A 25,034-nucleotide genomic window follows, 5' to 3' on the forward strand; every position below is an offset into this window, starting at 1 on the left:
CCCAACATTGAGCTTTCGTAAGGTTTTCTTCCAAATTGCCCACATCAGCGGGATGCGCGATCGCCTGCAGCTTTGTCCAAGCGATACAGCCATATCATGAGTGCAACTACCCCAGCCTGTAAGGCCAGATTGGGCAAGGCCTGGGCTACATCCCGTCCAGCAATCACTTGAGCGAGAAACACGAGTCCGCCAATAAATCCAGAAGAACCAAACACGAGGTAAATAAACATTCTCAACCCTCGGTAAGGAGCTTTAGCCTCAGCCATGAGGCGAGCGTATCTTTCTGGGTCAATCTGGGGCTTATCTGGATTACGACTCATGCTGGTGTAGTTCAAAGACACGTGCGTACCTGTAAATACAGGCACTATGTCATCACCCTACCACAGACCACGCTTACCGTTGGGATGAACCGTTGCCCAGTTGGTTTTCGCGAGAGCAAGCTGCTCATCGGTCACCTTGGCTCCCGTCAAATCGGCACCACAAAGATTCGCTCCCCGCAAGTTGGCATTACTCAAGTAGGCGTAGCTTAGGTCAGCTCCCCGCAAGTCAGCCCCTTGCAAATCGGCATGACTCAGGTAGGCCCGGGCCAAATTTGCATTCTTCAACACAGACTGACTCAGGCTTGCCCGACCAAAGTCAGCATTGAACAGGTTTGCCCCTTGAAAATTGACTTTGTGCAGCTTGGACTGATGGAAGTTGGCATTTGCCAGGGTGATCTTGGATAAATTGAGCAAGCTGAGGTCGTGGTACGTAAAGTCGCGCTTGCCCTTGCTGTAAGCATGCAGCAGCTCGTTGGCATTGAGCTTGGGCGGCAGACTAGGCGGTTCACTACTTGAGGAGGTGCGATCGCCACTCGTCATTGTCGATATGCGTGGGCCACCGGTGCCCCGAGTGCGGGTTCCACCAGACAACCCCGACGACGAATCCATCGCAGCTTTGGCTTGGCGAGCCCGAATTGCCGCAGCCATACGTGCCGTAGGCGACGAGGGGAACAAGCCTGAGCTGAGTTCACCCGATGGCAAAGAATAGTCTGGCAGGGCGGGTTTGATAGGCGCAGCCTTAGTCGGCTTTGCCATGCTTTGGGCCAAACTGTCGAGATACGGCTCCAAATCCAGCGCTCGCAGAACTTCGCCCGCTGTTTGATAGCGATGCCGTACAGAGACATCCAGCATCCGTTTCAAAACGGTACCGAAATGTTCGCTAATTTGAACGTATTTTCCCCACATCATTTCACCCGTTGTGGGGTCATAGTCCAAATCTTTCGGGGATTTACCAGTCAACAGGTAAATACTGGTTACGCCCAGGGCATAAATATCACTGGCATACACCGGGCGCATCGCCATTTGCTCAGGAGGGGCATAGCCAGGTGTACCAATGGCATAAGCCGTCAGAGCCGTCTGCTCCGAGGCTCCCGCTCGAGTCGGGTTCACCTGATCTTTTACTGCACCAAAATCGATCAGAACCAGCTTTTTATCTTGAGTTCTGCGAATTAGGTTGGCGGGCTTAATATCGCGATGAATCACCTGATTGGAGTGAATGTACTGCAACATCGGCAGCACTTCGCTCAAAAACTGCTTGGCACCCGCCTCAGAGAAGGGGCCATTCTGCTTGACCTCTTGTTGAAGCGTTAAGCCGCTGATGTATTCCTGAACTAAATAAAATTCTTGATTGGCTTCAAAATAGTCCAACAGGCGTGGAACTTGGGGGTGGTTACCAATTTTGCCCAGCGTCTTGGCTTCACGCTTGAATAGTTCACGTGCCATTTGCAACACGTGAGGGGATGATGCAACAGGACGCAGTTGCTTAATCACACAGGGAGGGCTTCCGGGAAGCTGTTCATCTTTGGCCAAGAATGTAGCGCCAAAGCCTCCATGCCCGAGATTTTGCATGATCCGGTAGCGATCGCGCAGCAGCAATACGGAACCGCATGCTTGGCAATGCTCGGTATCCAACAGATTTTCGGGATTAGGACAGGCAGGATTCAAGCAGTAACTCATTCGGCATCACTCAAGTAGTTGACCGCCGCACGTGTCGATCGGGAAAGATGCAACACCTATACACATCATTATCCTTCGAACCTTTTGAAGATAAAGCCCTGTTCTTGCGGGAAATCTCTTAAAGAGTTGCTGAAGAATATGCTGATTTGCGTTGAAGGAGTGATAAATAACCCAAAAACCACGGGGTTGCTCAGTGATTTTGTGTGTCTATCGTACCCGTTTACGGGGGAGGGTTAGCAGGGGGCGTGTCCCATCCTTATAGAACTCTAATAAGGAGGCCGATATTACTAGAGATTTCTTCAAATTGTTATCACACTCTGCTGCGTTCTGCTGTAGCAGAATTCAACATTTATCTCAGGAGTTTCATCCCGATTCCAATGATGGCCAGGGTGCGATCCCAGGGGGCGCTTGTTCGTATTGCCAAATTCATGACGCTAGAGCGTTCATTGGTCGTTCATGATGAGGTCGGTCCCTATCTATAAGAATTCACCATTTTTTCTAGCGACCCGGCAACAGCAACAAAACGATAGGGGAAATTGGTCTCTCCGCTGAAACCCAGCAGATCCAAATTCCCACTGAGTTAGGGTTCTGTCGCCAAACGGTGGACAGTAGGGCGATAGAATAAATGAGGCAAAAATGGTCCTACGGCCTCGACTAGCTCCTTCGGCAATTTTGGCCAGTGCATGGCGGGCTGGGCAAACGGCATTTTGTGCTGTATAAGCCAACCTTGCAGTAGACCCCTGCAATAACACCGAATTCTTAACCCTGACACTTAACGGCAATGCGAATTTCTTTGAATTGGTTGCGAGAACTCGTCGATATTGCACTCACACCAGACGAATTGGCCGATGCGCTAACCATGGCGGGCTTTGAGGTCGAGGATATTGAAGACCGCCGTACCTGGGCAGATGGCGTAGTGGTGGGCCGGGTGCTGACCTGCGATCGCCATCCCAATGCCGACAAGTTGAGCGTATGTACCGTCGATATTGGCGCTCAACAACCCTCCACCATTGTGTGTGGTGCGGCAAACGTAAGCGCTGATATTTTCGTTCCTGTGGCAACCGTTGGCACCTATTTGCCCAAAATTGATATCAAAATTCGCCCCCGAAAGCTGCGGGATGTGCCATCCGAAGGCATGATTTGCTCACTGGCAGAAGTCGGGCTGACGAAGGAGTCGGACGGCATTCACATTTTTTCCCAAGCAGACCTCAAGGTGGGCATCGATGCACGGCCCTTGCTGGGGTTGGATGATGTGATTTTAGATTTGACCTCGACGGCAAACCGGGCCGATGCACTCAGCATGGTTGGCATCGCACGGGAAGTTGCCGCTATTACTGGCGCCAAGCTGAAACTACCGGCGATCGCCGAACCCACGTCTCCGAAAGTTGGCAGCGATCTAACCCTCAACATTCGTGAAATCACAGCATGTCCTATTTATCTGGGCACGGTGATTGAGAATGTCAAGATTGGCCCCTCGCCCATGTGGCTACAACGACGGCTTCAGGCTGCTGGCACGCGCCCCATTAACAATGTGGTAGACGTGACCAACTATGTGCTGCTGGAGTGGGGGCAACCGCTCCACGCCTTTGACCGCGATCGCTTAGTTGAAATTGCCGGAAGCCCCGAACTCAAGATTGGCGTTCGCTTTGCCGAGCAGACCGAAACCCTGATCACGCTCGATAGCCAAAAGCGGACCCTGCAAGAGCAAACGCTGCTGATTACCGCCAACGATCGCCCGGTGGCCCTGGCTGGCGTGATGGGTGGCGAAAACAGTGAAGTGTTTGAAGGGACCACCAATCTCATGTTGGAGGCGGCCCTGTTTGACTCGGTAGCCATTCGTCGGTCAGCGCGATCGCAGGGTCTACGTACCGAGGCATCAGCTCGCTATGAGCGGGGAGTGAATCCAGCAGAATTGGCACTGGTCAACCAGCGGGCGATTCAGCTAATTACCGACCTCGCAGGCGGAACCGTGGGAAGTCAGGCGATCGCCGACAATCGGCAAACCAGCACCACCCGCACCATTGAACTGCGGCTTCAGCGAGTGAATGCCGTTTTGGGGCCAGTGGAACTGGGCGACCCCGAAGATTCTGTCATTGGCGAACTCACCGCCGCCGATGTAGAGCGCACATTAACCGCCCTGGGCTGCGAACTCACTCCAGCCACCCCCGATCGCGAAGTGTGGACGGTGTCTGTTCCGCCCTATCGCTTGAGAGATATAGAACGGGAAATTGACCTGATCGAAGAGGTTGCTCGGTTGTTTGGCTACAACCGTTTTATCGATTCCCTCCCCAAGGAAAGCGAAGCCGGATACCTATCGGTGGAATACGATTTGGCGCGTCGAGTTCACGCTGCCATGCGTGCGGTTGGGCTCACCGAAGTGGCTCACTATTCCGTCGGTAAACCTGTCAGTGTTGAGCAGGTTACCCTAGCCAACCCGCTCTTTGCCGAGTACTCTGCCCTACGGACGGCTCTACTCCCCGACCTTATCCAAGCCTTTGTGTACAACATGGAGCAGGGCAACGGGCCTTTGAATGCTTACGAAATTGGCCGCGTTTTTTGGCGAGATGAAGATGGTCTGTTTGAAACCGACCAAGTGGCAGGCATTATGGGTGGCGATTCCTACGCTGGCCGATGGGTACGCAGCGGTCGGGAACAGCCAATGACCTGGTACGAGGCCAAAGGCATGCTGGAAAGCGTATTCCAAAAGCTGGGTGTGGAAGTGGAGTTCCAACCTGATCGCCGGAACGAGCTGCTGCATCCCGGACGGACGGCCTCGCTGTGGATTCGGGGCGATCGCCTCGGAACCTTTGGCCAACTGCATCCTCAACTTCGTCAAGAAAAAGGGCTACCCGACGAAGTTTACGTGTTTGAGCTGGAACTAGAGCTACTTTTGGCCCAAATCGATCGCGAAGAGATTTTGACTCCCATCTTCCAGCCCTATTCCTCGTATCCAGCAACCGATCGCGACATCGCGTTCTTTGCCCCTCTGCAATATTCTGTCGCCGAAATTGAGCGGGTAGTGCGCAAGTCGGCAGGTAACTTGCTGGACTCGGTGGAGCTGTTTGATGAATACCGTGGCCAAGGAGTTCCCGAAGGTAAGCGCAGTTTGGCCTTCCGATTGGTGTATCGAGCGGGCGATCGCACCCTCACCGACGAAGACGTGGAACCCGTGCATCAAAAGGTGCGCGAAGCACTAGAAGAAAAATTCCAGGTGAGCTTACGAAGCTAGTCCACGTACCACATTGGGGGGCTAACGGAACCCTCATGTTGACTCAATTGAGATGACCTCACTGAGGATTTGGGCACTGCGGAGTGCTCATTGTTCTGATGGCCAAAACCGTTATCCGACTGGACTAGACAACTGCATTAGGCTCATCTGCGTTAGCATAGTTCATATTTCGTTACATCCTAGGTTCATGCAGACTGCGATCGCCCCCCCACCCGAAACTCGCTGGCAATGGCGAGGCCACTCCATCCACTACGTATGTGCCGGAGAGCACCGGGCCGATCGTCCGCCGCTGCTACTGGTTCATGGCTTTGGCGCATCGACCGATCATTGGCGCAAAAACATCGCCGAACTCCAGCACAACTTTCAAGTGTGGGCGATCGATTTACTGGGATTTGGGCGATCGGCCAAGCCAAATCTAGCGTTTAGCGGCGACCTGTGGCGCGATCAGTTGCACGACTTCATTACCGAGGTCATTGGTCGTCCTGTGGTATTAGTAGGAAACTCATTGGGTGGCTATGCAGCACTATGTGTGGCCGCACAACGTCCCCAATCAGCGGCCGGATTGGTTTTGCTGAACTGCGCTGGCTCCTTTACCGAAACCGAGCCAACGCCTCCGCCGAATCCCGTACAGCAAGTGGTAGGAAACTTGATGCGATCGCTGCTGTTGCAGCCGTTGCCCAGCCTGTTGCTATTCCAGTACGTGCGGCAAAAGTCCATCATCCGCAAAACCCTGGAAAAGGTGTATCTCGACAAAACGGCCATTACCGATCAACTGGTAGAAGACATCTACCGTCCTTCCTGCGATGCGGGTGCAGCTCAAGTATTTGCGTCGGTGTTTAAGTCACCTCGGGGTGAAAAAAATGATGCACTTTTGGCGCAGATGTCGTGCCCGTTGCTGATGCTATGGGGCGAGGGTGACCCCTGGATGAACTCGCGAGTGCGTGGAGCCCGCTTTCGGCAGGCGTATCCTTCTCTCACCGAACATTACCTGCACGCGGGGCACTGTCCCCATGATGAAGTGCCGGGTCAGGTAAATGCGCTGATGCGCGAGTGGGTGCTGTCCCTGGAGTCGGGCGATCGCTCTATCACAGCTGTTGCCGATAGCCCTGCAAGTCTGAGTGATGCATAAAGCCCGGCCTGCTGTACATGGCAGGCCGGGCTGGGCACCAAGCGGAAGATGAAACTAGGCCATGAGCGATCGCTGGCCCCGCTGCCGAATCAACAGAAAGCCCGCCACAAGCCAAAAGATTAACAGCCCTGTGGTTAGCAGCAAAACCGGAATCAGACCAAATCGCACGACCAGCGCTGGAGCCGCAGCAGTGAATAATCCGCCGCCTACAATTGGTTCAAAAAAGAGCTGCTTGTAGGCAAAGCTTTCGAATGCGCCCGAGCGACCGCTGGGGTCCACCATGCGCAACAGCAAGATTCCGGTGGCGGTCACCCCCATCGACTGGCCCATATCGCCAATTCCCTTCTCAAACCAATATTGAGAGAAAATACGAGGGGCGAACCAGAGAAACATCAGCACGTTCCACAAAATGCCAACAATGCTGAGAATGAGGAAGCTGCCCAAATTATTGCCAATCACTTGAAGGGAAATCGACGCGAGCGCGGCAATCACCACAACATCCAGTGCCACTCCAGCGATGTTTTGCATCATGGGCCGAATGACCAGGGAGCCAAGCCCAAGTCGGTTTAGCACGGATTGAGTGATGATGCCGCCAATCAGGGCCATCGGAAACAACGGCACATACGTCATCACTTCAAAACTGGGGCCCCAGGTGAGCGCTTCCAGCAGTTGTAACCCTTCCAAAATGAGCCAACCCAGGGCGATCGCCATTCCCACAATCGCAAAGTTGATAGAGAGTGGGTCAACCAACAAGTTGCTCATTAGCCTTGCCCGTTGGCGACGAATGTCGGGAGTTTCGGCCAATACGTTGAGATCGGGAATTTCTTCGGGTTCCACAACGTTGCGCGCCAACTCTTCAACATGCCCCTTACGCCGTCCCCAGTCGGCCAGGGCCGTACCGCAAATAATACCCGATACAATGCCCACTGTGGCTAAGCCCAAGGCCAGATCCGCACCTTCTGCAAAGCCTAGCTCGTTGAGCGTATCAACCATGCCGCCAGCGGTACCGTGTCCACCTTCAAACCCAATTTCGATCAGGCAAGCTGCAATGGGATTGATGCCAAATAAGGGGCCTAAAATGAGCAAGGTCACCAGACCACCCACCACATACTGCCCCCAGGCCAGGGTTTGACCAAAGATTACCTGAGGCGCAGCCTTCTCCCAAATATCGCGCGGTCGGGGAATTGTCTCTCCCAGAAACAGCGCCGCAAACACAATATTGATAAAGACACCGGGGGATTGAGACCATACGGTGCGAATAGGCTCGGTAAACAGCCCGTTCGCCAGGGGTGATTCTGAACCGGCTACAGAGGTTGCGATCGCCCCCAACACTTGTGGCCCTAGCAGCAGCGCCAGTGCCCCAGCAATAATTGACGCTGGTAGATATAACCGCTGAAACCACCGCACACGATGCTTGATAGCGCGGCCTAGCAGCAACAGTAGTGCCAGCAAAACGTAAGCAAATAAAGCGTCTCTTAAATTAAACACAGGTTTCCTCAGATGAATGGCAGCTATCAACCAAACCCACCAGGAGCGTGGTTGGTCATACAAATGGCGATCTGTCAGGCACATCAGCGCGATCGCAACCCGACTAGGAACACCATGCACATCATTTGTCCCCCTGCATGTATCGTTCAAAAATTGACTGGTGCAAAGGGTCTTATCAAAAAGGGTCTGTTGAGTTTGATCAAATACTGCTAGGACTGCCGCACTTCATCTAAAAAATCAGGAGTTGAATAATAGTTAGAGCGCTAAGCACTCCAAATATCATTCAACTGCGTCAGTCCTGCCTGCTAAACCACCAAACCCCTAACAGATCCTATTTAGCTCCCTATTAAGCCAGACTGCCGTAGCGAAGTTAACCATGTGACACTAACTGTTACAGAGGTCAACCTTTTGGAAGAGGCAGGGATTTGCCTAAACATTTGCGAGTGGGATTGCCATGCTTGCGATCGCGACTGCTCAGTTGGGGCAAACGAGTCGGGTTGAAAGTCCCGGTTCAGTCAAGGCTTTCAACACTCCAACCGTTCATCAGCCGAGTGGGCACCATTGGGCATTGGGCGTAAAACGACATCCCGCCGCAAGTAAAGCGGGTGGCGAGGTTGCCCAGTCTTAGTTAAACCCAGGCATTGCGGGTTATAGCTTGCCAAGAGTTGATACATCGTGCGATCGCGCGCCTGCAAATATCCCCAATTTCCCCAGGCCAGCACCACAATTTCGGCTTTCTCGGCAGCCTGCTGCACGTACCAATCATTTTCTGTGCCAACCGGATCGGCAGCTAGCCGCAGCTGTTGTGGATGGGTCGACCGATAGGCAAACAGATTCACCACCTCGACCGCTCCAAAGCCCCAAGCCTGAGCAAACCCTATGCATCGACGAATGGTGGGGTCATTGGCGATTGCAGTTGCTGTGCTGGGATTCAGCATCACAAAGGCCAACCGTGGCAAGGCAGCATCCCACTCGCGCCAAAGGGTGTAGCGATAGGTTCCTGTGGCGTCAAACACAGCGTTACTATCTCGCAGTTCGACCATGGCTTGGCGTTTGTTTCTTAAACTGCAACCAGACAAAATTTGGAAATGGCTCCCAGCATACTAACGAGTATCCACAATTGTGTCGCTCAAGTCGCTCAAGGAGTTGCAAGATGAACCGCTCAGTTCGCGATCGCCTACAGTCCATGCTGGTGTTGGGAATGTTGTTGAGTGGAACGCTGGCGGGTTGCGCTCCGGCAACGACGGAATCAACGATGGAAGCATCGGGAGGAACCGCCTCAAACCAGATGGAAATGAGTGGACGTGCGCCTATGGATATGGCGGCTGCGCCCGCCGCCGATGTGGCCCAATCCGTCAGCGAAGCTGTGGCCGAAGTTCCTAAAGCCGCACCCCAGCTGATCAAAACAGCCAATATGACGCTCACTGTGGACTCGGTGGAGCAAAGCCTAGAGCGTATTCGAGCGATCGCTCAACAGCAACAAGGAGACATCATCGGGCTGCAAAATCAAAACCCAGCCGATCCCAGCGTTCGCCACATTGCCACCATTCAGCTCCGCATTCCGCAAGCCCAGCTCGACGCAACGCTCAAGGCCCTGTCAGATGTGGGAACGGTTCAGCAACAGTCCATCAGCGCCAGTGATGTATCTACTCAACTGGTAGATTTTGAAGCTCGGCTGCGCAATCTGCGCCAAACCGAGGAAATGCTGCTGGGCATTATGCGGCGCTCAGGCGGTATGACAGATGTGCTCCAGGTTGCGAGAGAACTCAGCACCATTCGCAACTCGATTGAGCAAACCGCCGCACAGCTGAACTCACTCAAAACTCAAGTGGCCTATTCCACAGTCAATCTTCAAATTGAGCAGGCGATCGCCTCCATTCCTCCCCAAACGCCACTCAACACCCAGCTCCAAGACTCCTGGGAACAAGCAACCCATGCCGTTGGAGAACTGACCACAGGTTTGCTCAAGCTAGGCTTGTGGCTGGTGGCCTTTAGCCCTTACTGGATTGTGCTATCCGTTGGAGCCGCCGCAATCTACCTGCGCACTCGCCGCCCATCCCCTCTCAGTGATGAACCAACGGAGCCACCCGCAACTGCAAATTAGCCTCAGAAAAGCTCATTTTTGCGTGCGCAACATGCACGTAAAAATGGGCACTTCAGCTTATCCATAACTCACGTCCCATAACCACAGTCCCACACACTAAAACCGCTGCACCAGCAGTTGCCAGAGCAGCGGTTAATTTACAAATACGACAAGAAGCGCGATCGCCCTTAGTCTCGAATTACCTTCTAGTAAGCATCTTGCAGCTCAAAAAAGTCAGGCGAGATGTAGTCCTTACGCAGCGGGTAACCCACCCAATCCTCAGGCATCAAAATGCGTTTGAGGTTTGGGTGACCTTCGTACACAATGCCGTACATATCGTAGGTTTCTCGCTCTTGCCAGTCGGCGCCTTTCCAAATCCAATACACCGAGGGCACCCGCGGATCTTCCCGAGGCACAAACACCTTAATGCGAACTTCTTCAGGCTCGGTCACATTGTCCGCCACCTTGATCAGGTGATACATACTCACCAGTTCACCGCCGGGGCCAGTGTCATAGCCAGCCTGACACTGCAAACAGTTAAAGCCGTAGGCATACATCGCTGTCGCAAACGGCACCAAGAATTCCCGATCGACCTTGATGACTTCCACCTTTGCCTGATCGGGTTCCATGATCTCATGCTCAAACCCTTGCTCAGTCAGCCATCGAGAGACCTTACCTGCTTCTACGATAGGAGCGGCTTCTGCTTCATTCCCTGCAGATGCTTTTGGTTCTTCAGCCACGCTCAACCTCCTCTTTATCGGCCTGCAATGCTTCAGGCATAGGCATTCCCATCGCCTGCATTAACTCTTTTGGCGGAGCCTTGCGCGTATCCAGCTCCAGATATTGTCCAGTTAGGATGGGAGACACTTCCTTCAGCTTGTGAGGAATCGTGTGGTACCGATGCGACGGGGCGATGACTCCACGCTCTGCCCCTGCTTCGCTGGAAATCTTTTTCCGCAGCTTAATGATGGCATCCATAATGGCCTCGGGCCGAGGAGGACATCCGGGGATGTAGACATCTACAGGAATAAGTTTGTCCACTCCGCGCACGGCCGTTGTGGAATCCATGCTGAACATGCCGCCCGTAATCGTGCAAGCACCCATCGCAATCACATACTTTGGATCGGGCATTTGTTCGTAAAGGCGAACCAAAGCAGGGGCCATCTTCATGGTGATGGTTCCAGCCGTGATGATGAGATCGGCCTGACGCGGGCTAGACCGAGGCAACAATCCAAATCGGTCGAAGTCGAACCGCGAGCCAATCAGAGCTGCAAATTCAATAAAGCAGCAGGCCGTTCCATAGAGCAATGGCCACAAGCTCGATAGTCGTGCCCAGTTGTAGAGATCATCTACCGTCGTCAAAATGACATTTTCTGATAGATCTTGGGTGACTTGCGGCTTGCCAACCGGGCTCAAAAGCTTTGCGGCTGGATCGAAATCCGTAGAGGTTCCGGGATTCATGACCATTCCAATGCTCCTTTCCGCCAGGCGTAGACTAGACCAATAACAAGGATGGCAATAAAGATCAGCGCTTCTACGAAGGCGAGAAGTCCCAACTGATTGAACGCGACTGCCCAAGGATAGAGGAAGACGGTTTCAACGTCGAAGACGACGAACACCAACGAAAACATGTAATAGCGAATATTAAACTGAATCCAGGCACCGCCAATGGGTTCCATCCCAGACTCATAGGTTGTACGACGCTCGACGCCCTGCCGTTTTGGGCGTAGCACTTGCGAACTGACAATTGCAATGACGGGAACCAAACTGCAGACAATTAGGAATCCCAGGAAGTACTCGTAGCCGCTAAGAACAAACACAATCCAACTTGCCGCTATCTACTGGTTGAGTCTCTAACAATGTTACTCTTTTTTTCAATTTGTTTCTGGATACTGGGGCTACGAACGATTCAAGTTTCTCGAAGTGAGATCTAAGTGAAACCTATAGGAGCGAGGGTTAGTATCGCGATAGGGATCAAGCAGGATCGGCCTGGAGGATGAAATTGAGCTGGTTTTGCCCGATCGCTGCCGTGAATTTCTTCAAGCCTGGGCTGGCGATCGCAAGGCATCTTTCTAGGTTGACTTGGCTAGCATCTGGATCCGGCAGTTGGCAAAAAAACGCGCTAGCGTAGCCGATAGAGGTCTTTCTCTAGACGGATTATTTCAAAACTGCACATTTTTTGTATGGCTAGAAGTCACTTAATTCAGGTGTTACGCCAAGCCTATGCGCGATCGCGCACTCTTCCGCAATGGGCGGCGTTGCATTCACCACCCTCGCCAGAGGCAATCCTCAATCAACCAATGTCGCGGCGGCGCGTGCTGCAAGGAGGATTGCTCACTGTCGGGGCGTTGGGTCTAAAACCTGGAGGCGTGGCCCGGTGGAGACTGCCCAGTGCAGAAGCAGCCAAGGTGCTGGTGGTTGGGGCGGGTGTTGCCGGACTCACCGTTGCTTACCGCTTACAGCAAGCCGGAATTTTTGCGGATGTGGTGGAGGCCAGTCCTCGGGTGGGTGGTCGTCTGCGGAGCCTGAGCCAACTGGTTGGCTCGGATGATGTGGTGGAGCTAGGCGGCGAATTTATTGATACGCAGCATACAGCCGTGCGATCGCTCGCCAATGAGCTTGGGCTAGAAATGGTCGATCTGCGGCTCGCCGACGAAGGACTGGCCGCAGAAGTGTTGTACTTTGGCGGAAAAACCATTTCCCAAGATTGGGTAATTGACGCATTTGCTCCATTGGCCGAGCGCATTAGTCACGATTTGGCTCAGCTCACAAAGCGTGACCTGTCGTATCGCAACCCTAGCCGCATCGCCAAACAGCTCGATCGCCTGTCACTCAGCCAATATTTAGACAGTGCAGATGTTGATCCCCTGATCAAAAAGCTGGTGGAAGTGGCCTACATAACCGAGTACGGACGCGATGCAGACGACCAAACCTGTTTAAACATGCTGTTTTTGATTGGGGCAGAAGTAGGCAAGTGGAGCACCTACGGCGTGAGCGATGAGCGCTGGCACGTGCGCGGTGGCAACGAGCAAATTCCCCAAGCGCTCCGGCAACGACTCAAGCAGGATGTCGAAACTGATACTCGGCTAGAAGCAATTCACAACGGGGGAACCAACCGCTATCGCGTTACGCTGCGACAAGGCAGCACCAGCCGCGATCGCACATATGATGCGGTGGTGCTCGCGGTTCCGTTTTCACTCCTGCGGCACGTTAATTTGGCAATCGACCTGCCACCCTTGAAACGACAAGCCATTCAGCAGTTGGGATACGGCACCTGTAGCAAACTGGCCGTTCCCTTCTACGAGCGCATTTGGCGCGATCGCTATCGCTCGACCATCAGCATCTACACAGATCAACCGTTTCAAAATACCTGGGAAAGTGCCCGCTATCGGCAAGGTTCAGTTGGGTGGGTCACCGATTTGCGCGGGGGAACGGAGGGTTTAAAGCTGGGTGGAGGCGACATTTCGGTTCATGCCGATCGCCTAACTCAGTCGCTCAATGCCCTGTTTCCAGGCATCGATCAGGTCAAGCGGGTCGAGGCTTTGCGAGCATTTTGGGCTGCCGAGCCCTATGCCCTAGGCTCGTACTCGTGCTACCTACCAGGCCAGTGGACCACCTTTGGCGGCATAGAAGGCGAATCGGTTGGCAACCTATGGTTTGCAGGCGAACACTGTTCGTTAGCATCGCAAGGTTATATGAATGGCGCTGTAGAAACGGCTGAGGTCGCCGCCCAAAAAGTTTTGCAACGATTGGGGAGCCAGGTGATATAGCCGGGGCAATCGCTCACGAAAGAGCACCCAACGGAATAGCCAGCACAGAAGCTTGCGCTAAGCAAACTTAAAGAGAAGCTTAAAAACCAGGCCCAACTTAGGCCTGGTTTTGTAAACTTATATGGACTTTAAGCATAAATACTTACCTATAGCCGCCGTCTTGGATAGAGGCGGATTTTGTGATGCCCGTTTTGATTCGATATGCAAAAAATTAGCGCAGCAGAGCTTCTTCGTGCCTATGCAAACGGCCAACGAGAGTTTCGAGGTGTCGATTTGCGGCAAGCAGATCTCTTTGAGTGCAACTTACAGGACATTGACCTTCAAGGCAGTGACTTGAGCGGCGCTTATTTAGCCTATGCAAATCTAAGCCGCGCCAATTTGCAACATGCAGTGTTACAAGGTATCGAGCTCAGCAACTCCCGCATCCAATCGGCAAACCTGACACGAGCAATTCTCCATTTGGCCAACTTATCCAGAGCAACGCTTTCCTACTCCAAGTTGCACCATGCCGACTTGACCAGCGCAACCTGCCAAACTACCGATTTTCGCTACGCTGACTTGAGTCACGCCAACCTTTCCATGGCAAATCTCACCCAGGCCAATTTGGAGCGATCGCAGCTCAACGGCACCAATCTGTGTGGCAGTTGTCTATTTCGCGCTCAGGGGGTAGACCTTAGCTCAGCCATTTATGACGATCGCACCATTTTCCCCAGTGGCTACCGCGAAGGCGGGCAATAACGGGGAGAAGCGCAAAAGGCTTGGGAAATCGATACTAAACCGACGTGAGTTATGGATAATCTGAAGTGCCCGTTTTTGCGTGCGCAACGTGCACGCAAAAACGGGCTTTTCTGAGGTTTTCGCGGTGCGAAAACCTCAGAAAAGCCCTTAACCGAAACTGACGTTAAGCCGAATCCTAAGCCCTGAGAACAAGTGCGTAAAGAGCCTTAGAACAGATTTAAATCGGTAACAGCCCCCAGGCTGCTCGAGGCCACGAGCTTGGCATATTTTGCCAACACACCGCTTGTGTAGCGGGGGGGACGAGGCTTCCAGTTCGCGCGGCGGGCTGCCAACTCTTCATCCGATACATTGACTTGCAGCAACCGGGCATCGGCATCAATGGTAATGCTATCGCCCTCTTGCACCAGGGCGATCGTGCCACCCACAAAGGCTTCGGGCGCAACATGACCCACCACCATACCATAGGTTCCCCCTGAGAAGCGGCCATCGGTGATCAAACCCACAGAATCACCTAACCCTGCGCCAATAATGGCCGAGGTGGGAGCCAGCATCTCTCGCATACCGGGACCACCCTTGGGACCTTCGTAGCGAATCACCAGTACATCGCCAGGATTGATCGTTTTGGCCAAAATTGCGGCTAAGCAGTCTTCCTCTGACTCAAACACACGAGCCGGCCCGGTGATGCTGCGGTTCTTGATGCCGGTCAGCTTGGCAACAGAACCTTCGGTCGCCAAGTTTCCTTTCAAAATGCCGAGGTGGCCTTGGGGATACATTGGATTATCCCAAGGACGAATCACATCTTGATCGGCACGGGGTTCTTCCGGGATATCGCGCAGCACTTCGGCAATGGTTTGCCCGGTCACGGTGAGGCAGTCGCCATGCAGCAAGCCATGGGCCAGCAGCATCTTCATCACCTGGGGAATGCCGCCTGCGCGATGCAAGTCCGTTGCGACGTAGCGACCTGAGGGTTTGAGATCGCACAACACAGGGACGCGGGCACGAATGGTCTCAAAGTCATCCAGCGTGAGGGGGACTCCAGCAGAGTGGGCGATCGCCAAAAAGTGCAGCACTGCGTTGGTTGAGCCGCCCACCGCCATAATCACGGAGAGCGCATTCTCAATCGATTTGCGGGTAATAATGTCGTGAGGACGAATATTGTTGCGAATCGCATCGACCAGCACCTTACCAGCCAGTTCCGTATTCTCAGCTTTTTCGGGATCTTCTGCTGCCATGGTGGAGGAGTACATCAGGCTCATGCCCATAGCCTCAAACGCTGAAGACATGGTGTTGGCGGTATACATTCCACCGCAGGAGCCAGCACCAGGACAGGCGTTGCGCTCGATCGCCATCAGCATGACTTCATCGATTTTGCCAGCGCTGTACTGACCCACCGCCTCAAACGAGCTGACCACCGTGAGGTCTTGATCGTTGTAGTGCCCAGGCTTGATGGTGCCGCCGTACACAAACACAGCGGGAATATTCATACGGGCGATCGCAATCATGGCACCGGGCATATTTTTGTCGCAGCCACCAATCGCCAGCACGCCGTCCATGCTCTGACCGTTACACGCGGTTTCAATCGAGTCGGCAATGACATCTCGCGACACGAGGGAATATTTCATCCCCTCGGTACCCATGGAAATGCCATCGCTGATGGTAATCGTGCCAAACAGCTGCGGCATCCCGCCACCCGCTCGAATCCCCACCTGTGCCTTTTCGGCCAGCGGCGCAATGCCCATATTGCAAGGGGTGATGGTGCTATAGGCACTGGCCACACCCACAATGGGCTTATTAAAGTCCTCATCCGTAAAGCCAACCGCCCGCAGCATCGCCCGGTTGGGGCTACGTTGCACACCCTGCGTCACGACTTGGCTTCTCAAATTCTCCGCCATGCTGAACATTCCTCTCAAATGCTGGTTTCTCCTGCGCTGGTTCGGAGCTCTGCATGTCCGCAACGGTGAGAGCAATTTCCGAATCAGCAAACGGCTATTCAACCGTTCAAAGGTCTATTCTCCCAAAACAATTACCCACTCGTAAGACACAATTCCCCTAGTTTCCTTGCGAGATTGTCAACCTCAACCAGGATTCAGGTTGCGATCGCCGTTAGGGTGCCGATCTCAGTAGTATCCACGTCTGCCAACCTCATCCCACTGCTGAAAACCGCAGGAGGGTCAACAGTCGTGCAAAACCGCAAGCAGGCTGGGCAAATGCCGATCTCTTGATCATAGCTCTCCTGACTCCTGTTCACAGGTTGCACCGCAAAACGTGCGATCGCATCCCGAAACTGGGCACCCTAAACCATGAGCGAAAAGGCCTCAGGTTCGAGAGTTATATGGATGTAGACGAATTGCTGAATCACTACATATCCGGCATTCGAGATTTTCGAGAAGTAAACTTTGTCGGTGCCAATTTAGAAGGTCAAGACTTACGAGAAGTCAACCTGCGCCGCGTCAATCTCAGCGGTGCCAATCTTCAAGACGCCGATCTGAGCCTTGCCAACCTGCGAGAAGTTAACCTCACCGGGGCCAACCTCACCGGGGCCAACCTCTCTCGAACCAACCTCATCGGGGCAAATCTTCACAATGCCATCCTTTCCAAAGCCGATCTCACCGAAGCAGGTCTTCGGGGTGCAAAACTCACCAACGCCACCATTTATGGAGCGACCCTTACCGGAGCGAGTATTGCCGAAGCGATTTTGGATGGAGCCGACCTCACCGAAGTGGACCTGAGCGAATCAAGCTTGAATCGCGCCAAGCTAGTTAAGGCCAATCTATCTCGTGCCAACTTGGAAAATGCTAACCTGTCCAACGCCAACCTGAATGAAGCCTTGCTAGAAGGGGCCTGCCTCGTTAGCGCTATTTTGCAAGGCGCCAGTTTGGAAGAAGCCGACCTGCGCGATGCCGACCTGAGCCGGGCTCGCATGGGCAGCGCCAACCTCATCAACGTCAACCTCGTCAATGCCAGCCTGCGCGGAGCCAACCTTAGCTGGACATCGTTGCGGGGTGCCAACCTGTGCAAAGCCAACCTGTATCGGGCCAATCTCAACTGGGCCAACCTGAGCGAGGCCAATCTCACCGAAACCGTGCTGATTAGCGCCAAAATCTACTGTGTGAATTTTCACAATGCCACCCTAGCTGGCACCCTCATGCCCGATGGTATTCCCAACGCTTAATTCAACCCAGTCGCCTCTGGAATGATGGGTTCCTTTTTCCCTGGGTCATGCTCCTTCCCCGATTTCGAGTTGGGAGTGTCAAGATGAGAGTGAAATGCGGTTGTTTCTATAGCTATGTCAGATCATCCCAGCTCCATTTCACAGCACTTTCACGAACGTACCAAGTACGATCCAAAGTCGTTGTCGAGTAAGGCTTATACTCCCGATTGGAATAAGCAACCCATTCCGTTTAAGGAGTACAAAATTGGGGCAAGCTACGACCTAAAGCCGTATCTCTCCCACCAAGACGATGCCAATGATCCCGATTGGCAGTGGCGGAGGCTGTCGCGGCTCCTGTTTTGTAGCTATGGTCTCACGCTCAAAATGGTGATGCTCAATGGCGACCCGGTGTATTTACGAGCGGCACCATCGGCGGGCGGCCTGTATCCCGCTGAGGTATACCTACTCTCGCGGGGGACTCCCATGTTGCCAGCGGGGCTCTATCACTACCAGCCTCAATCCCATTCCCTGGTGCACTTTTGGGAAGACAATATCTGGACGATGCTGCAAGATGCGTGCCTATGGCATCCCATTTTGGAGCACACTCAACTGGCTCTGGTAACCACGACCGTTTTTTACCGATCGGCATGGCGCTATCTCGACCGGGCCTACCGTCGCATTTTGCTGGATACGGGGCATTTGCTGGGCAATATTGAGCTTGCTTGCGCCATTAATGATATGCGGCCCCATTTGATTGGCGGATTTATTGATGAGCTACTCAATCGGTTGCTGTATCTCGATCCTGAGCAAGAAGGGGCGATCGCCGTTGTGGCATTGGCCGATTTACTAGAGGTCAGCCAAAACTTGCCGGCCTCCCCCACCACGCTACCGTCGCAGGTGCAGACTAGTTACCCAACATTGGCGGATGGAGATTTGTGGGCCTACCTGCACGACGCGACTGCCATTACCAAAGATCAAGCTGTCGATTACAAAACCCAGAGTTTGGCAGCCAAACCGCGAGAGGCCGACTCACCAGAGCGTGACGATAAATATAACTTTCCGTTTTGTCTGAAGGTCGCAACGTTGAGTCCGCCGATCGACTGGCAAGACAACCTAGGTGGCTTAGAGCGCACCATCCTAAAACGACGATCGACTCGGGCTTACAGCGGCAAGAATTTAACCCTAGATCAGCTCAAACAGCTCTTAGATTTCACCTATCAACCGCAGCATTATTTGGAACAGGGGCTCGATCGCGCACCAGACTATTTCGATTTGAGTTTGATTGAGACGTTTGTGGCCATTTCTGGTGTGGATGGCATGGAGGAAGGCTGTTACTATTACGCTCCCCGGGCGCAAGAGCTACGGCAGATTCGCTTCAAAAATTTTCGGAAGGAGCTGCATGGCTTGTGTCTGGGGCAGGATTTGGGGCGCGATGCAGCCGCAGTGTTGTTTCACACAGCAGACTTAACGCAGGCAGTAGCCAAACATGGCGATCGCGCTTATCGCTATCTCCATTTGGATGCAGGACATTTGGCGCAGCGGCTTAACTTAGCAGCTATATACCTGGGCTTGGGGGTTAGCGGCATTGGCGGTTTCTTTGATGATCAGGTGAATGAAGTGTTGGGAATTCCACCGGATGAGGCCGTGCTGTACATTACCACGCTGGGTCAGCCCAAGCCCGAATAGCGTTTCTACTAACCCCACTCCTGAATTGCGATCGCCAACTCTTGCTGCACCGTAATCGGCTGAGCTGGATCGGACACTAGCGACTGTAGGCGTTCGTAAGCACTCGCAGCATCCAACTTTTTGAGCGCCGCCAAGGCATGCAGTTTTAGGGTCATGCTGGGATGGGCCGCCAGCGTTAATAGAGCCTCTAGGGCCACAGGCTCTCCTAATTGGCCAAGTTCTTGGGCAATGGTTTGCTGAATGAGGATCGGTTGCGGCAGCGTTGCCGCTTTGGGCAGCAAATTGATCAGGCAGTGAGCTGCATCCGGAGTCAGCGAGGGTTTGCGCACTCGTCCCAGCGCTGCAATCAGCTCTAGCAACACTTCAACAGGTAACGTGTCGGGTTGGGCCGCATACTCACTCAAGGCTTGAAGCGCTGCGGCAGTATCGATCCACCCCAATGCTCGAATCACGGTCACATGCACCGACAATGCAAGATAAGGCAAAGACAGAGCCCGCTGCAACGCCTTGACCGCATGGGTGGTGCCGACTCGGCCTAGGGCGATCGCCGCCTGCTGACACACCGTTGTATCGGGATCATTCAACAAAGGCTGAATCAGGCCCGCCAGATCGGCATGGGATACCGCATCTGGCCAAAAGCTGAGATCGGTCACAGCCGTACACCGCACCCGACTGGAGGGATCATGCAGTGCATCCATTAGCAACGGCACCACCCGCGGATCTTCAAAATTGCTGAGGGCAGATAATGCGGCAGCCCGCACCGAGGGATCGGCATCAGACACGACGGAGAGCAGGGGATCAACTACATCTCCACTGCGGATTTGCGCCAACGTTTTGGTGGCGAGCAGGCGGGTGGACGGGTGATGCAACAGCTGAGCCAGTTCAGCAATGGCGATCGCCCCGTAGTTTGACAGGGCCGTCACAGCTGCTTCAATCAGCTCATCGCGAGGAGATTCTCGAATCACCTGTAGCAGGGCTGCCAGCACGGTGGGATGCCGAAGTTCACCCAGAATGCGAGCCGCAAACCATCGTAGTTCTGGATCGGCATCGGCATTTTGCAAGCGTGCAATCAACGGTTCGGTGAGGCACGGCATTTGCTCTGCGAACGCTTCGCCGAGCGCGGCAAAGATGCGGCTTACCTCCCACCGTTCTTGAAAATCGCCGTCGTCTAAAACACGCAGCGCCAAGTCTAAAATCACCCAATCTTGATCAGCCAAGACGTTTGAAGATTCCGCCTTGGCATCCGTCACATTGAACGAACCCACGATTTGATGGAGGCTCTGCACCACGGAATACCAGTCCTCCATTCGAGCAGATGCGATCGCCTGACTAATAAGCTCAGCAAGCTGCGTTGCTGATACCGTCACGTCTGAATGCTGATTCATATCTGCCCATCTGTTGCGTGCTCCTGGATTGTGTCACACCTTTCGGGATGTTCCAAAGCAGATATATGCAATTTTTGCATCAACCTCATGCGATAAATTCACACATTGCAATAATTTGTAATCGCAGATACGAATTCCCCTGTTGCATCCGCCTACCGTAGTTCTCAATCCAAGAAATAAGGGTTGCAGAACAACAAACCCAGCAGGCAAGCGGCCTGCACTGCGGTTTGTTGGCTCTGAACCCTTGCTTCGACATGCAATTACGTCAAGTATATGACTAGCACCGTCCCCTCTGAGGTCACCCTCAATAAATTTGAAAAGTTAAAAGCGGAAAAGGATGGGCTCGCGGTCAAAGATGAGCTAGAGCAATTTGCCCGCCTCGGCTGGGAAGCGATGGATACCACCGATCGCGACCATCGGCTGAAGTGGATGGGGGTGTTTTTTCGTCCAGTCACCCCAGGCAAATTCATGCTGCGGTTGCGGATGCCCAGCGGCATTCTCACCAGTGGGCAAATGCGCGTGTTGGCAGAAATTGTGCAGCGATACGGTGAAGACGGCAGCGCCGACATCACCACGCGACAAAATTTGCAATTGCGCGGTATTCGCCTTGAGGACATTCCCGATATCTTTCAGCGGTTGAAAGAAGCGGGCATGACCAGTGTGCAATCGGGCATGGACAATGTTCGCAACATTACAGGGTCGCCTGTGGCGGGCATTGACGCAGATGAGCTGATCGACACGCGCGGCATTGTGCGCAAAGTGCAGGATATGATTACCAACAATGGCGAGGGCAACCCATCATTTACCAACCTGCCTCGAAAGTTCAATATTGCGATCGCGGGTTGTCGCGATAACTCGGTTCACGCCGAAATTAACGATATTGCCTTTGTGCCAGCCTACAAGGGCGATCGCCTTGGGTTTAACGTACTCGTGGGTGGCTTCTTCTCTGCCAAGCGCTGTGCTGCGGCCGTACCACTCAACGCCTGGGTTGATCCCCGTGATGTCGTTGCGCTGTGCGAAGCCATTTTGATCGTGTATCGCAATCATGGGTTGCGGGCCAATCGGCAAAAGGCACGGCTCATGTGGCTGATTGATGAATGGGGCATGGATAAATTCCGTGCTGAAGTGGAACAGCAGTTGGGCCACGCGCTGCAACCCGCCGCCCCCAAAGATGAAATTCTGTGGGATAAGCGAGATCACATTGGTATTCATGCTCAAAAGCAACCTGGGCTGAACTATGTAGGGTTGCATGTGCCTGTGGGTCGGCTGTATGCACCTGGTATGTTTGACTTGGCTCGCATTGCCGAAGTCTACGGCAGCGGCGAACTACGGCTCACCGTCGAGCAAAACATCATCCTGCCTAATGTGCCCGACTCTCGCCTTGGCGCATTGTTAAAAGAACCGTTGTTGGCAGATTTCTCGGTGACTCCGGGCAATTTGACACGGGGGTTGGTGTCCTGCACGGGTGCCCAGTTCTGCAACTTTGCCCTGATTGAAACCAAAAATCGGGCTAAGGAGATGATTCGAGAACTGGAAGCCGAATTGGAAACTTCCCAAGCGGTTCGCATTCACTGGACAGGCTGCCCCAACTCGTGTGGCCAACCCCAGGTCGCCGACATTGGCCTGATGGGAACCAAAAGCCGACGCGATGGCAAAACCATTGATGCGGTTGATATTTACATGGGCGGCAAAGTGGGCAAGGAGGCCGAACTTGGTTCCTGTGTCATGAAGGCTGTTGCGTGCGATGAGTTGAAGGATGTGTTGCGATCGCTCCTGATTGAGCACTTTCACGCCACTCCTCGTCAGCCATCTCCGATTTCCTAAATGCGCACCACCAAGCCAACAGGTTGCCAAGGACGCGCCTATTCACACCTATTGTCAGAGTTGTCCTGCTTCGATTGCCCTTAATTCCCCTTTGGGTCAAAGCCCACTCATACCAGACACAAACGCAAGGATTACCACCATGTCCAACCTTTCCCGACGCAAGTTTTTGGTCACCGCTGGTGCAACAACCGCTGCAACCCTGCTCATGCACGGATGTAGCTCTCAATCCAGCAACACCACCGCATCCAGCGATACCGCTTCGCCCAGCCCTGTTGCCGCTACCGATCCTCCCGAAGTCACCACCGCCAAGCTTGGCTTTATTGCCCTAACGGATGCAGCACCGCTCATCATTGCCAAAGAGAAAGGCATTTTTGCGAAATACGGTATGCCCGATGTCGAAGTGCAGAAGCAGGCATCTTGGGGTGCAACTCGCGACAACATTGTGCTGGGCTCAGGTGGTGGTGGTATTGATGGAGCCCACATCCTGACTCCCATGCCCTACCTCATTTCAACGGGCAAAGTCACGAACGGCAACAAAGTGCCAATGTACATCCTGGCGCGTTTGAACGTGAACGGACAGGGGATTCAGCTAGCCAACACCTATGCTGACTTAGCGGTAGAAGCAGACAGCTCACCGCTCAAAGCGGCATTTGCCAAAACAAAGGCTGACGGCAAAGAGGTCAAGGTTGCAATGACATTCCCTGGCGGCACCCACGACCTTTGGATTCGTTACTGGTTGGCTGCTGGCGGCATCGATCCTGACAAGGATGTGTCTACGATTGTGGTTCCGCCACCGCAAATGGTTGCCAACGTAAAAACCAACACGATGGAAGCATTTTGCGTGGGCGAACCGTGGCCACTGCAAACCGTGAACCAGGATGTTGGCTACAACGCCCTAACCACAGGCGAACTGTGGATGAACCACCCCGAGAAGGCGTTTGCCATGCGCTCAGACTGGGTTGATCAGCATCCCAAAGCGGCAAAGGCTCTATTGATGGCCGTGCTGGAAGCTCAGCAATGGTGCGACAAGGACGAAAACAAAGAGGAAATGTGCCAGATCGTATCGAAGCGGGAATGGTTCAAAGTGCCTTACGAAGACATCATTGATCGCTCGCAGGGAATCTACGACATGGGTGTTCGTCAGTTTGAAAGTAAGGAATTGATGCAGAAATACTGGCGTGATAATGCATCCTATCCCTACAAGAGCCATGATTTGTGGTTCCTGACGGAGGATATTCGCTGGGGCTACTTCGAGCCCGATCTCGATACGACAGCTCTGATTGATCAGGTCAACCGCGAAGACTTGTGGCGTGAGGCCGCTCAGGCTCTAGGAGTCCCCGAATCCGAAATTCCCACCAGCACGTCGCGTGGAGTAGAAACTTTCTTTGATGGCACCACCTTTGATCCAGAAAATCCCCAAGCTTATCTCGACAGTTTGGCCATTAAGCGGGTGTAACACATGAGGCAAATCAGGCTTTCGTAATTGGTAACGAAGCAACATCGTGGAATCACATATGCGATCGCCAATACATGTTGTAATTCGTACCGTTTCCTTTACGATCGCCTGATCCCTTTCCTATCTCTTGTTGTGTAAATACGTCTGCACAGAATGGGGATTGGTTAACGCAGGTGATTCACGCTTGTGTTCCGATTTCCATCTTCGTATCACCCACCAGTTGCGAATGTTCCGCTGTCCCCCTTGTTGTTTTTCTGGTTGCTGAATATGACGATTAGCTCTTCTCGTTCCAGGCCAAATCCCGTTCTTTACTTGCTGTCGCGAATTAATCTTCGCAAGATATTGACCTCTGCCGTCGCGATCGCCGTTGTGTTGTTGATCTGGCAACTGCTGTGTTGGAACAACGAACCGCTGCCTTCTCCTTATCGAGTTCTCACCGATACCTGGGATTTGATCATTGACCCATTCTTTGACAACGGAGGAACAGATGTTGGCCTGTTCTGGCAAATTTTAGCCAGTCTTAAGCGGGTGGCGATCGGCTTTTGCCTGTCGGCGATCGCTGGCATTGCAATTGGAATTATCATTGGCAGCAATCGGGTCATTTACGATGCGCTAGATCCCATTTTTCAGGTATTGCGCACCGTGCCACCCCTGGCTTGGCTACCCATTTCGCTAGCAGCCTTTCGGGATAGTGAACCCTCTGCAATTTTCGTCATTTTCATTACGGCAATTTGGCCCATTCTCATCAATACTGCGGTAGGCGTGCAGCAAGTCCCTCAAGACTACAAGAACGTGTCAAAGGTGCTGCGGCTTAGCAAAATTGACTACTGTCTGAATGTGCTGTTGCCTTCTACCGTGCCCTATGTCTTTACCGGATTGCGCATTGGCATTGGTTTGTCTTGGCTCGCGATTGTTGCAGCAGAAATGCTGATTGGCGGTGTTGGCATTGGCTTCTTTATTTGGGATGCGTGGAACAGTTCTCTAATTAGCGAAATCATCCTGGCTCTGGTGTATGTCGGAATTGTGGGCTTGCTGCTAGACAAGGTAATGCTGTGGCTGGGATCGCTCGTAGACCCTTCGGCTGAATAATTGGGAGAA

General features: G+C 53.3%; 19 protein-coding genes. 10 read left to right on the forward strand and 9 right to left on the reverse strand.

Going from position 1 to position 25,034, the window contains the following annotated elements; genetic code table 11:
• Positions 1 to 44: 44 nt before the first annotated feature.
• Together ACQ4M4_RS17235 and ACQ4M4_RS17240 are read right to left on the reverse strand one after the other, a co-directional pair.
• The gene (locus tag ACQ4M4_RS17235; RefSeq protein WP_430685680.1) at positions 45 to 341 is read right to left on the reverse strand and encodes a DUF3493 domain-containing protein; all 297 of its coding nucleotides are present in this window, start codon (positions 339 to 341) and stop codon (positions 45 to 47) included.
• Between the two features lie 36 nt (positions 342 to 377).
• Positions 378 to 1,997 carry a protein kinase domain-containing protein gene (locus ACQ4M4_RS17240; protein WP_430685681.1) on the reverse strand — a complete coding sequence of 540 codons (1,620 nt, stop codon included), beginning with the start codon at positions 1,995 to 1,997 and terminating at the stop codon, positions 378 to 380.
• Between the two features lie 781 nt (positions 1,998 to 2,778).
• Here ACQ4M4_RS17240 and pheT point away from each other — a divergent pair.
• A complete protein-coding gene (gene pheT, locus ACQ4M4_RS17245) occupies positions 2,779 to 5,226 on the forward strand; it encodes a phenylalanine--tRNA ligase subunit beta (RefSeq protein ID WP_430685682.1) in 2,448 nt (815 codons plus the stop codon).
• Between the two features lie 187 nt (positions 5,227 to 5,413).
• Positions 5,414 to 6,355, forward strand: a complete 942-nt coding sequence (locus ACQ4M4_RS17250) for an alpha/beta fold hydrolase (protein ID WP_430685683.1) — start codon at positions 5,414 to 5,416, stop codon at positions 6,353 to 6,355.
• A 54-nt stretch (positions 6,356 to 6,409) separates the two neighbouring features.
• Here the strand turns inward: ACQ4M4_RS17250 and ACQ4M4_RS17255 are convergent, their stop codons facing one another.
• Both ACQ4M4_RS17255 and ACQ4M4_RS17260 read right to left on the reverse strand, forming a co-directional pair.
• Complete coding sequence (locus tag ACQ4M4_RS17255; protein ID WP_430685684.1) at positions 6,410 to 7,963, reverse strand: sodium/glutamate symporter; 1,554 nt, start codon at positions 7,961 to 7,963, stop codon at positions 6,410 to 6,412.
• A 404-nt stretch (positions 7,964 to 8,367) separates the two neighbouring features.
• Positions 8,368 to 8,886, reverse strand: a complete 519-nt coding sequence (locus tag ACQ4M4_RS17260; RefSeq protein WP_430685685.1) for a DUF1643 domain-containing protein — start codon at positions 8,884 to 8,886, stop codon at positions 8,368 to 8,370.
• A 110-nt stretch (positions 8,887 to 8,996) separates the two neighbouring features.
• On the opposite strand from ACQ4M4_RS17260, the gene ACQ4M4_RS17265 reads away from it, so the two are divergent.
• A complete protein-coding gene (locus tag ACQ4M4_RS17265; protein ID WP_430685686.1) occupies positions 8,997 to 9,947 on the forward strand; it encodes a DUF4349 domain-containing protein in 951 nt (316 codons plus the stop codon).
• A 185-nt stretch (positions 9,948 to 10,132) separates the two neighbouring features.
• On the opposite strand, the gene ACQ4M4_RS17270 is transcribed toward ACQ4M4_RS17265, so the two are convergent.
• Genes ACQ4M4_RS17270 through ndhC form a run of 3 tightly spaced genes read right to left on the reverse strand, consistent with a single transcriptional unit; the run spans position 10,133 to position 11,746 of the window.
• On the reverse strand, positions 10,133 to 10,666 hold the full coding sequence (locus ACQ4M4_RS17270; RefSeq protein WP_430685687.1) for an NAD(P)H-quinone oxidoreductase subunit J: 534 nt from the start codon (positions 10,664 to 10,666) through the stop codon (positions 10,133 to 10,135).
• Positions 10,659 to 11,393 carry an NADH dehydrogenase subunit K gene (locus ACQ4M4_RS17275; RefSeq protein WP_430685688.1) on the reverse strand — a complete coding sequence of 245 codons (735 nt, stop codon included), beginning with the start codon at positions 11,391 to 11,393 and terminating at the stop codon, positions 10,659 to 10,661. The genes ACQ4M4_RS17270 and ACQ4M4_RS17275 overlap by 8 nt, the downstream gene beginning before the upstream one ends.
• A complete protein-coding gene (ndhC, locus tag ACQ4M4_RS17280; protein WP_430685689.1) occupies positions 11,384 to 11,746 on the reverse strand; it encodes a photosynthetic/respiratory NAD(P)H-quinone oxidoreductase subunit C in 363 nt (120 codons plus the stop codon). The genes ACQ4M4_RS17275 and ndhC overlap by 10 nt, the downstream gene beginning before the upstream one ends.
• Positions 11,747 to 12,109: 363 nt before the next feature.
• Here ndhC and ACQ4M4_RS17285 point away from each other — a divergent pair, with 363 nt between their 5' ends.
• Both ACQ4M4_RS17285 and ACQ4M4_RS17290 read left to right on the forward strand, forming a co-directional pair.
• Positions 12,110 to 13,696: an FAD-dependent oxidoreductase gene (locus tag ACQ4M4_RS17285; RefSeq protein WP_430685690.1), complete on the forward strand. Its 1,587-nt coding sequence runs from the start codon at positions 12,110 to 12,112 to the stop codon at positions 13,694 to 13,696.
• A 201-nt stretch (positions 13,697 to 13,897) separates the two neighbouring features.
• Positions 13,898 to 14,434: a pentapeptide repeat-containing protein gene (locus ACQ4M4_RS17290; protein WP_430685691.1), complete on the forward strand. Its 537-nt coding sequence runs from the start codon at positions 13,898 to 13,900 to the stop codon at positions 14,432 to 14,434.
• A gap of 206 nt (positions 14,435 to 14,640) precedes the next feature.
• Here ACQ4M4_RS17290 and ilvD read toward each other — a convergent pair whose 3' ends face one another.
• Positions 14,641 to 16,326, reverse strand: a complete 1,686-nt coding sequence (gene ilvD, locus ACQ4M4_RS17295) for a dihydroxy-acid dehydratase (protein WP_430685692.1) — start codon at positions 16,324 to 16,326, stop codon at positions 14,641 to 14,643.
• Positions 16,327 to 16,766: 440 nt separating this feature from the next.
• Here ilvD and ACQ4M4_RS17300 point away from each other — a divergent pair, with 440 nt between their 5' ends.
• Positions 16,767 to 17,606: a pentapeptide repeat-containing protein gene (locus tag ACQ4M4_RS17300; RefSeq protein WP_430685693.1), complete on the forward strand. Its 840-nt coding sequence runs from the start codon at positions 16,767 to 16,769 to the stop codon at positions 17,604 to 17,606.
• 114 nt (positions 17,607 to 17,720) lie between these two features.
• Positions 17,721 to 19,271: a SagB/ThcOx family dehydrogenase gene (locus tag ACQ4M4_RS17305; RefSeq protein ID WP_430685694.1), complete on the forward strand. Its 1,551-nt coding sequence runs from the start codon at positions 17,721 to 17,723 to the stop codon at positions 19,269 to 19,271.
• Positions 19,272 to 19,279: 8 nt separating this feature from the next.
• Here ACQ4M4_RS17305 and ACQ4M4_RS17310 read toward each other — a convergent pair whose 3' ends face one another.
• The gene (locus tag ACQ4M4_RS17310; protein ID WP_430685695.1) at positions 19,280 to 20,656 is read right to left on the reverse strand and encodes a HEAT repeat domain-containing protein; all 1,377 of its coding nucleotides are present in this window, start codon (positions 20,654 to 20,656) and stop codon (positions 19,280 to 19,282) included.
• Between the two features lie 273 nt (positions 20,657 to 20,929).
• Here ACQ4M4_RS17310 and ACQ4M4_RS17315 point away from each other — a divergent pair, with 273 nt between their 5' ends.
• The 3 genes from ACQ4M4_RS17315 to ntrB all read left to right on the forward strand — a co-directional run bounded on the left by ACQ4M4_RS17315 (position 20,930) and on the right by ntrB (position 25,025).
• A complete protein-coding gene (locus tag ACQ4M4_RS17315) occupies positions 20,930 to 22,480 on the forward strand; it encodes a ferredoxin--nitrite reductase (protein ID WP_430685696.1) in 1,551 nt (516 codons plus the stop codon).
• A gap of 139 nt (positions 22,481 to 22,619) precedes the next feature.
• Positions 22,620 to 23,936, forward strand: a complete 1,317-nt coding sequence (locus ACQ4M4_RS17320) for a CmpA/NrtA family ABC transporter substrate-binding protein (protein ID WP_430685697.1) — start codon at positions 22,620 to 22,622, stop codon at positions 23,934 to 23,936.
• A 267-nt stretch (positions 23,937 to 24,203) separates the two neighbouring features.
• Positions 24,204 to 25,025 (forward strand): nitrate ABC transporter permease, encoded by an 822-nt coding sequence (gene ntrB / locus ACQ4M4_RS17325; protein WP_430685698.1) that lies wholly within the window; start codon positions 24,204 to 24,206, stop codon positions 25,023 to 25,025.
• Positions 25,026 to 25,034: the final 9 nt, after the last annotated feature.

The organism is Leptolyngbya sp. AN02str (assembly GCF_050565595.1).
In the GTDB taxonomy this organism is placed as follows: Bacteria; Cyanobacteriota; Cyanobacteriia; order Elainellales; family Elainellaceae; genus Kaiparowitsia.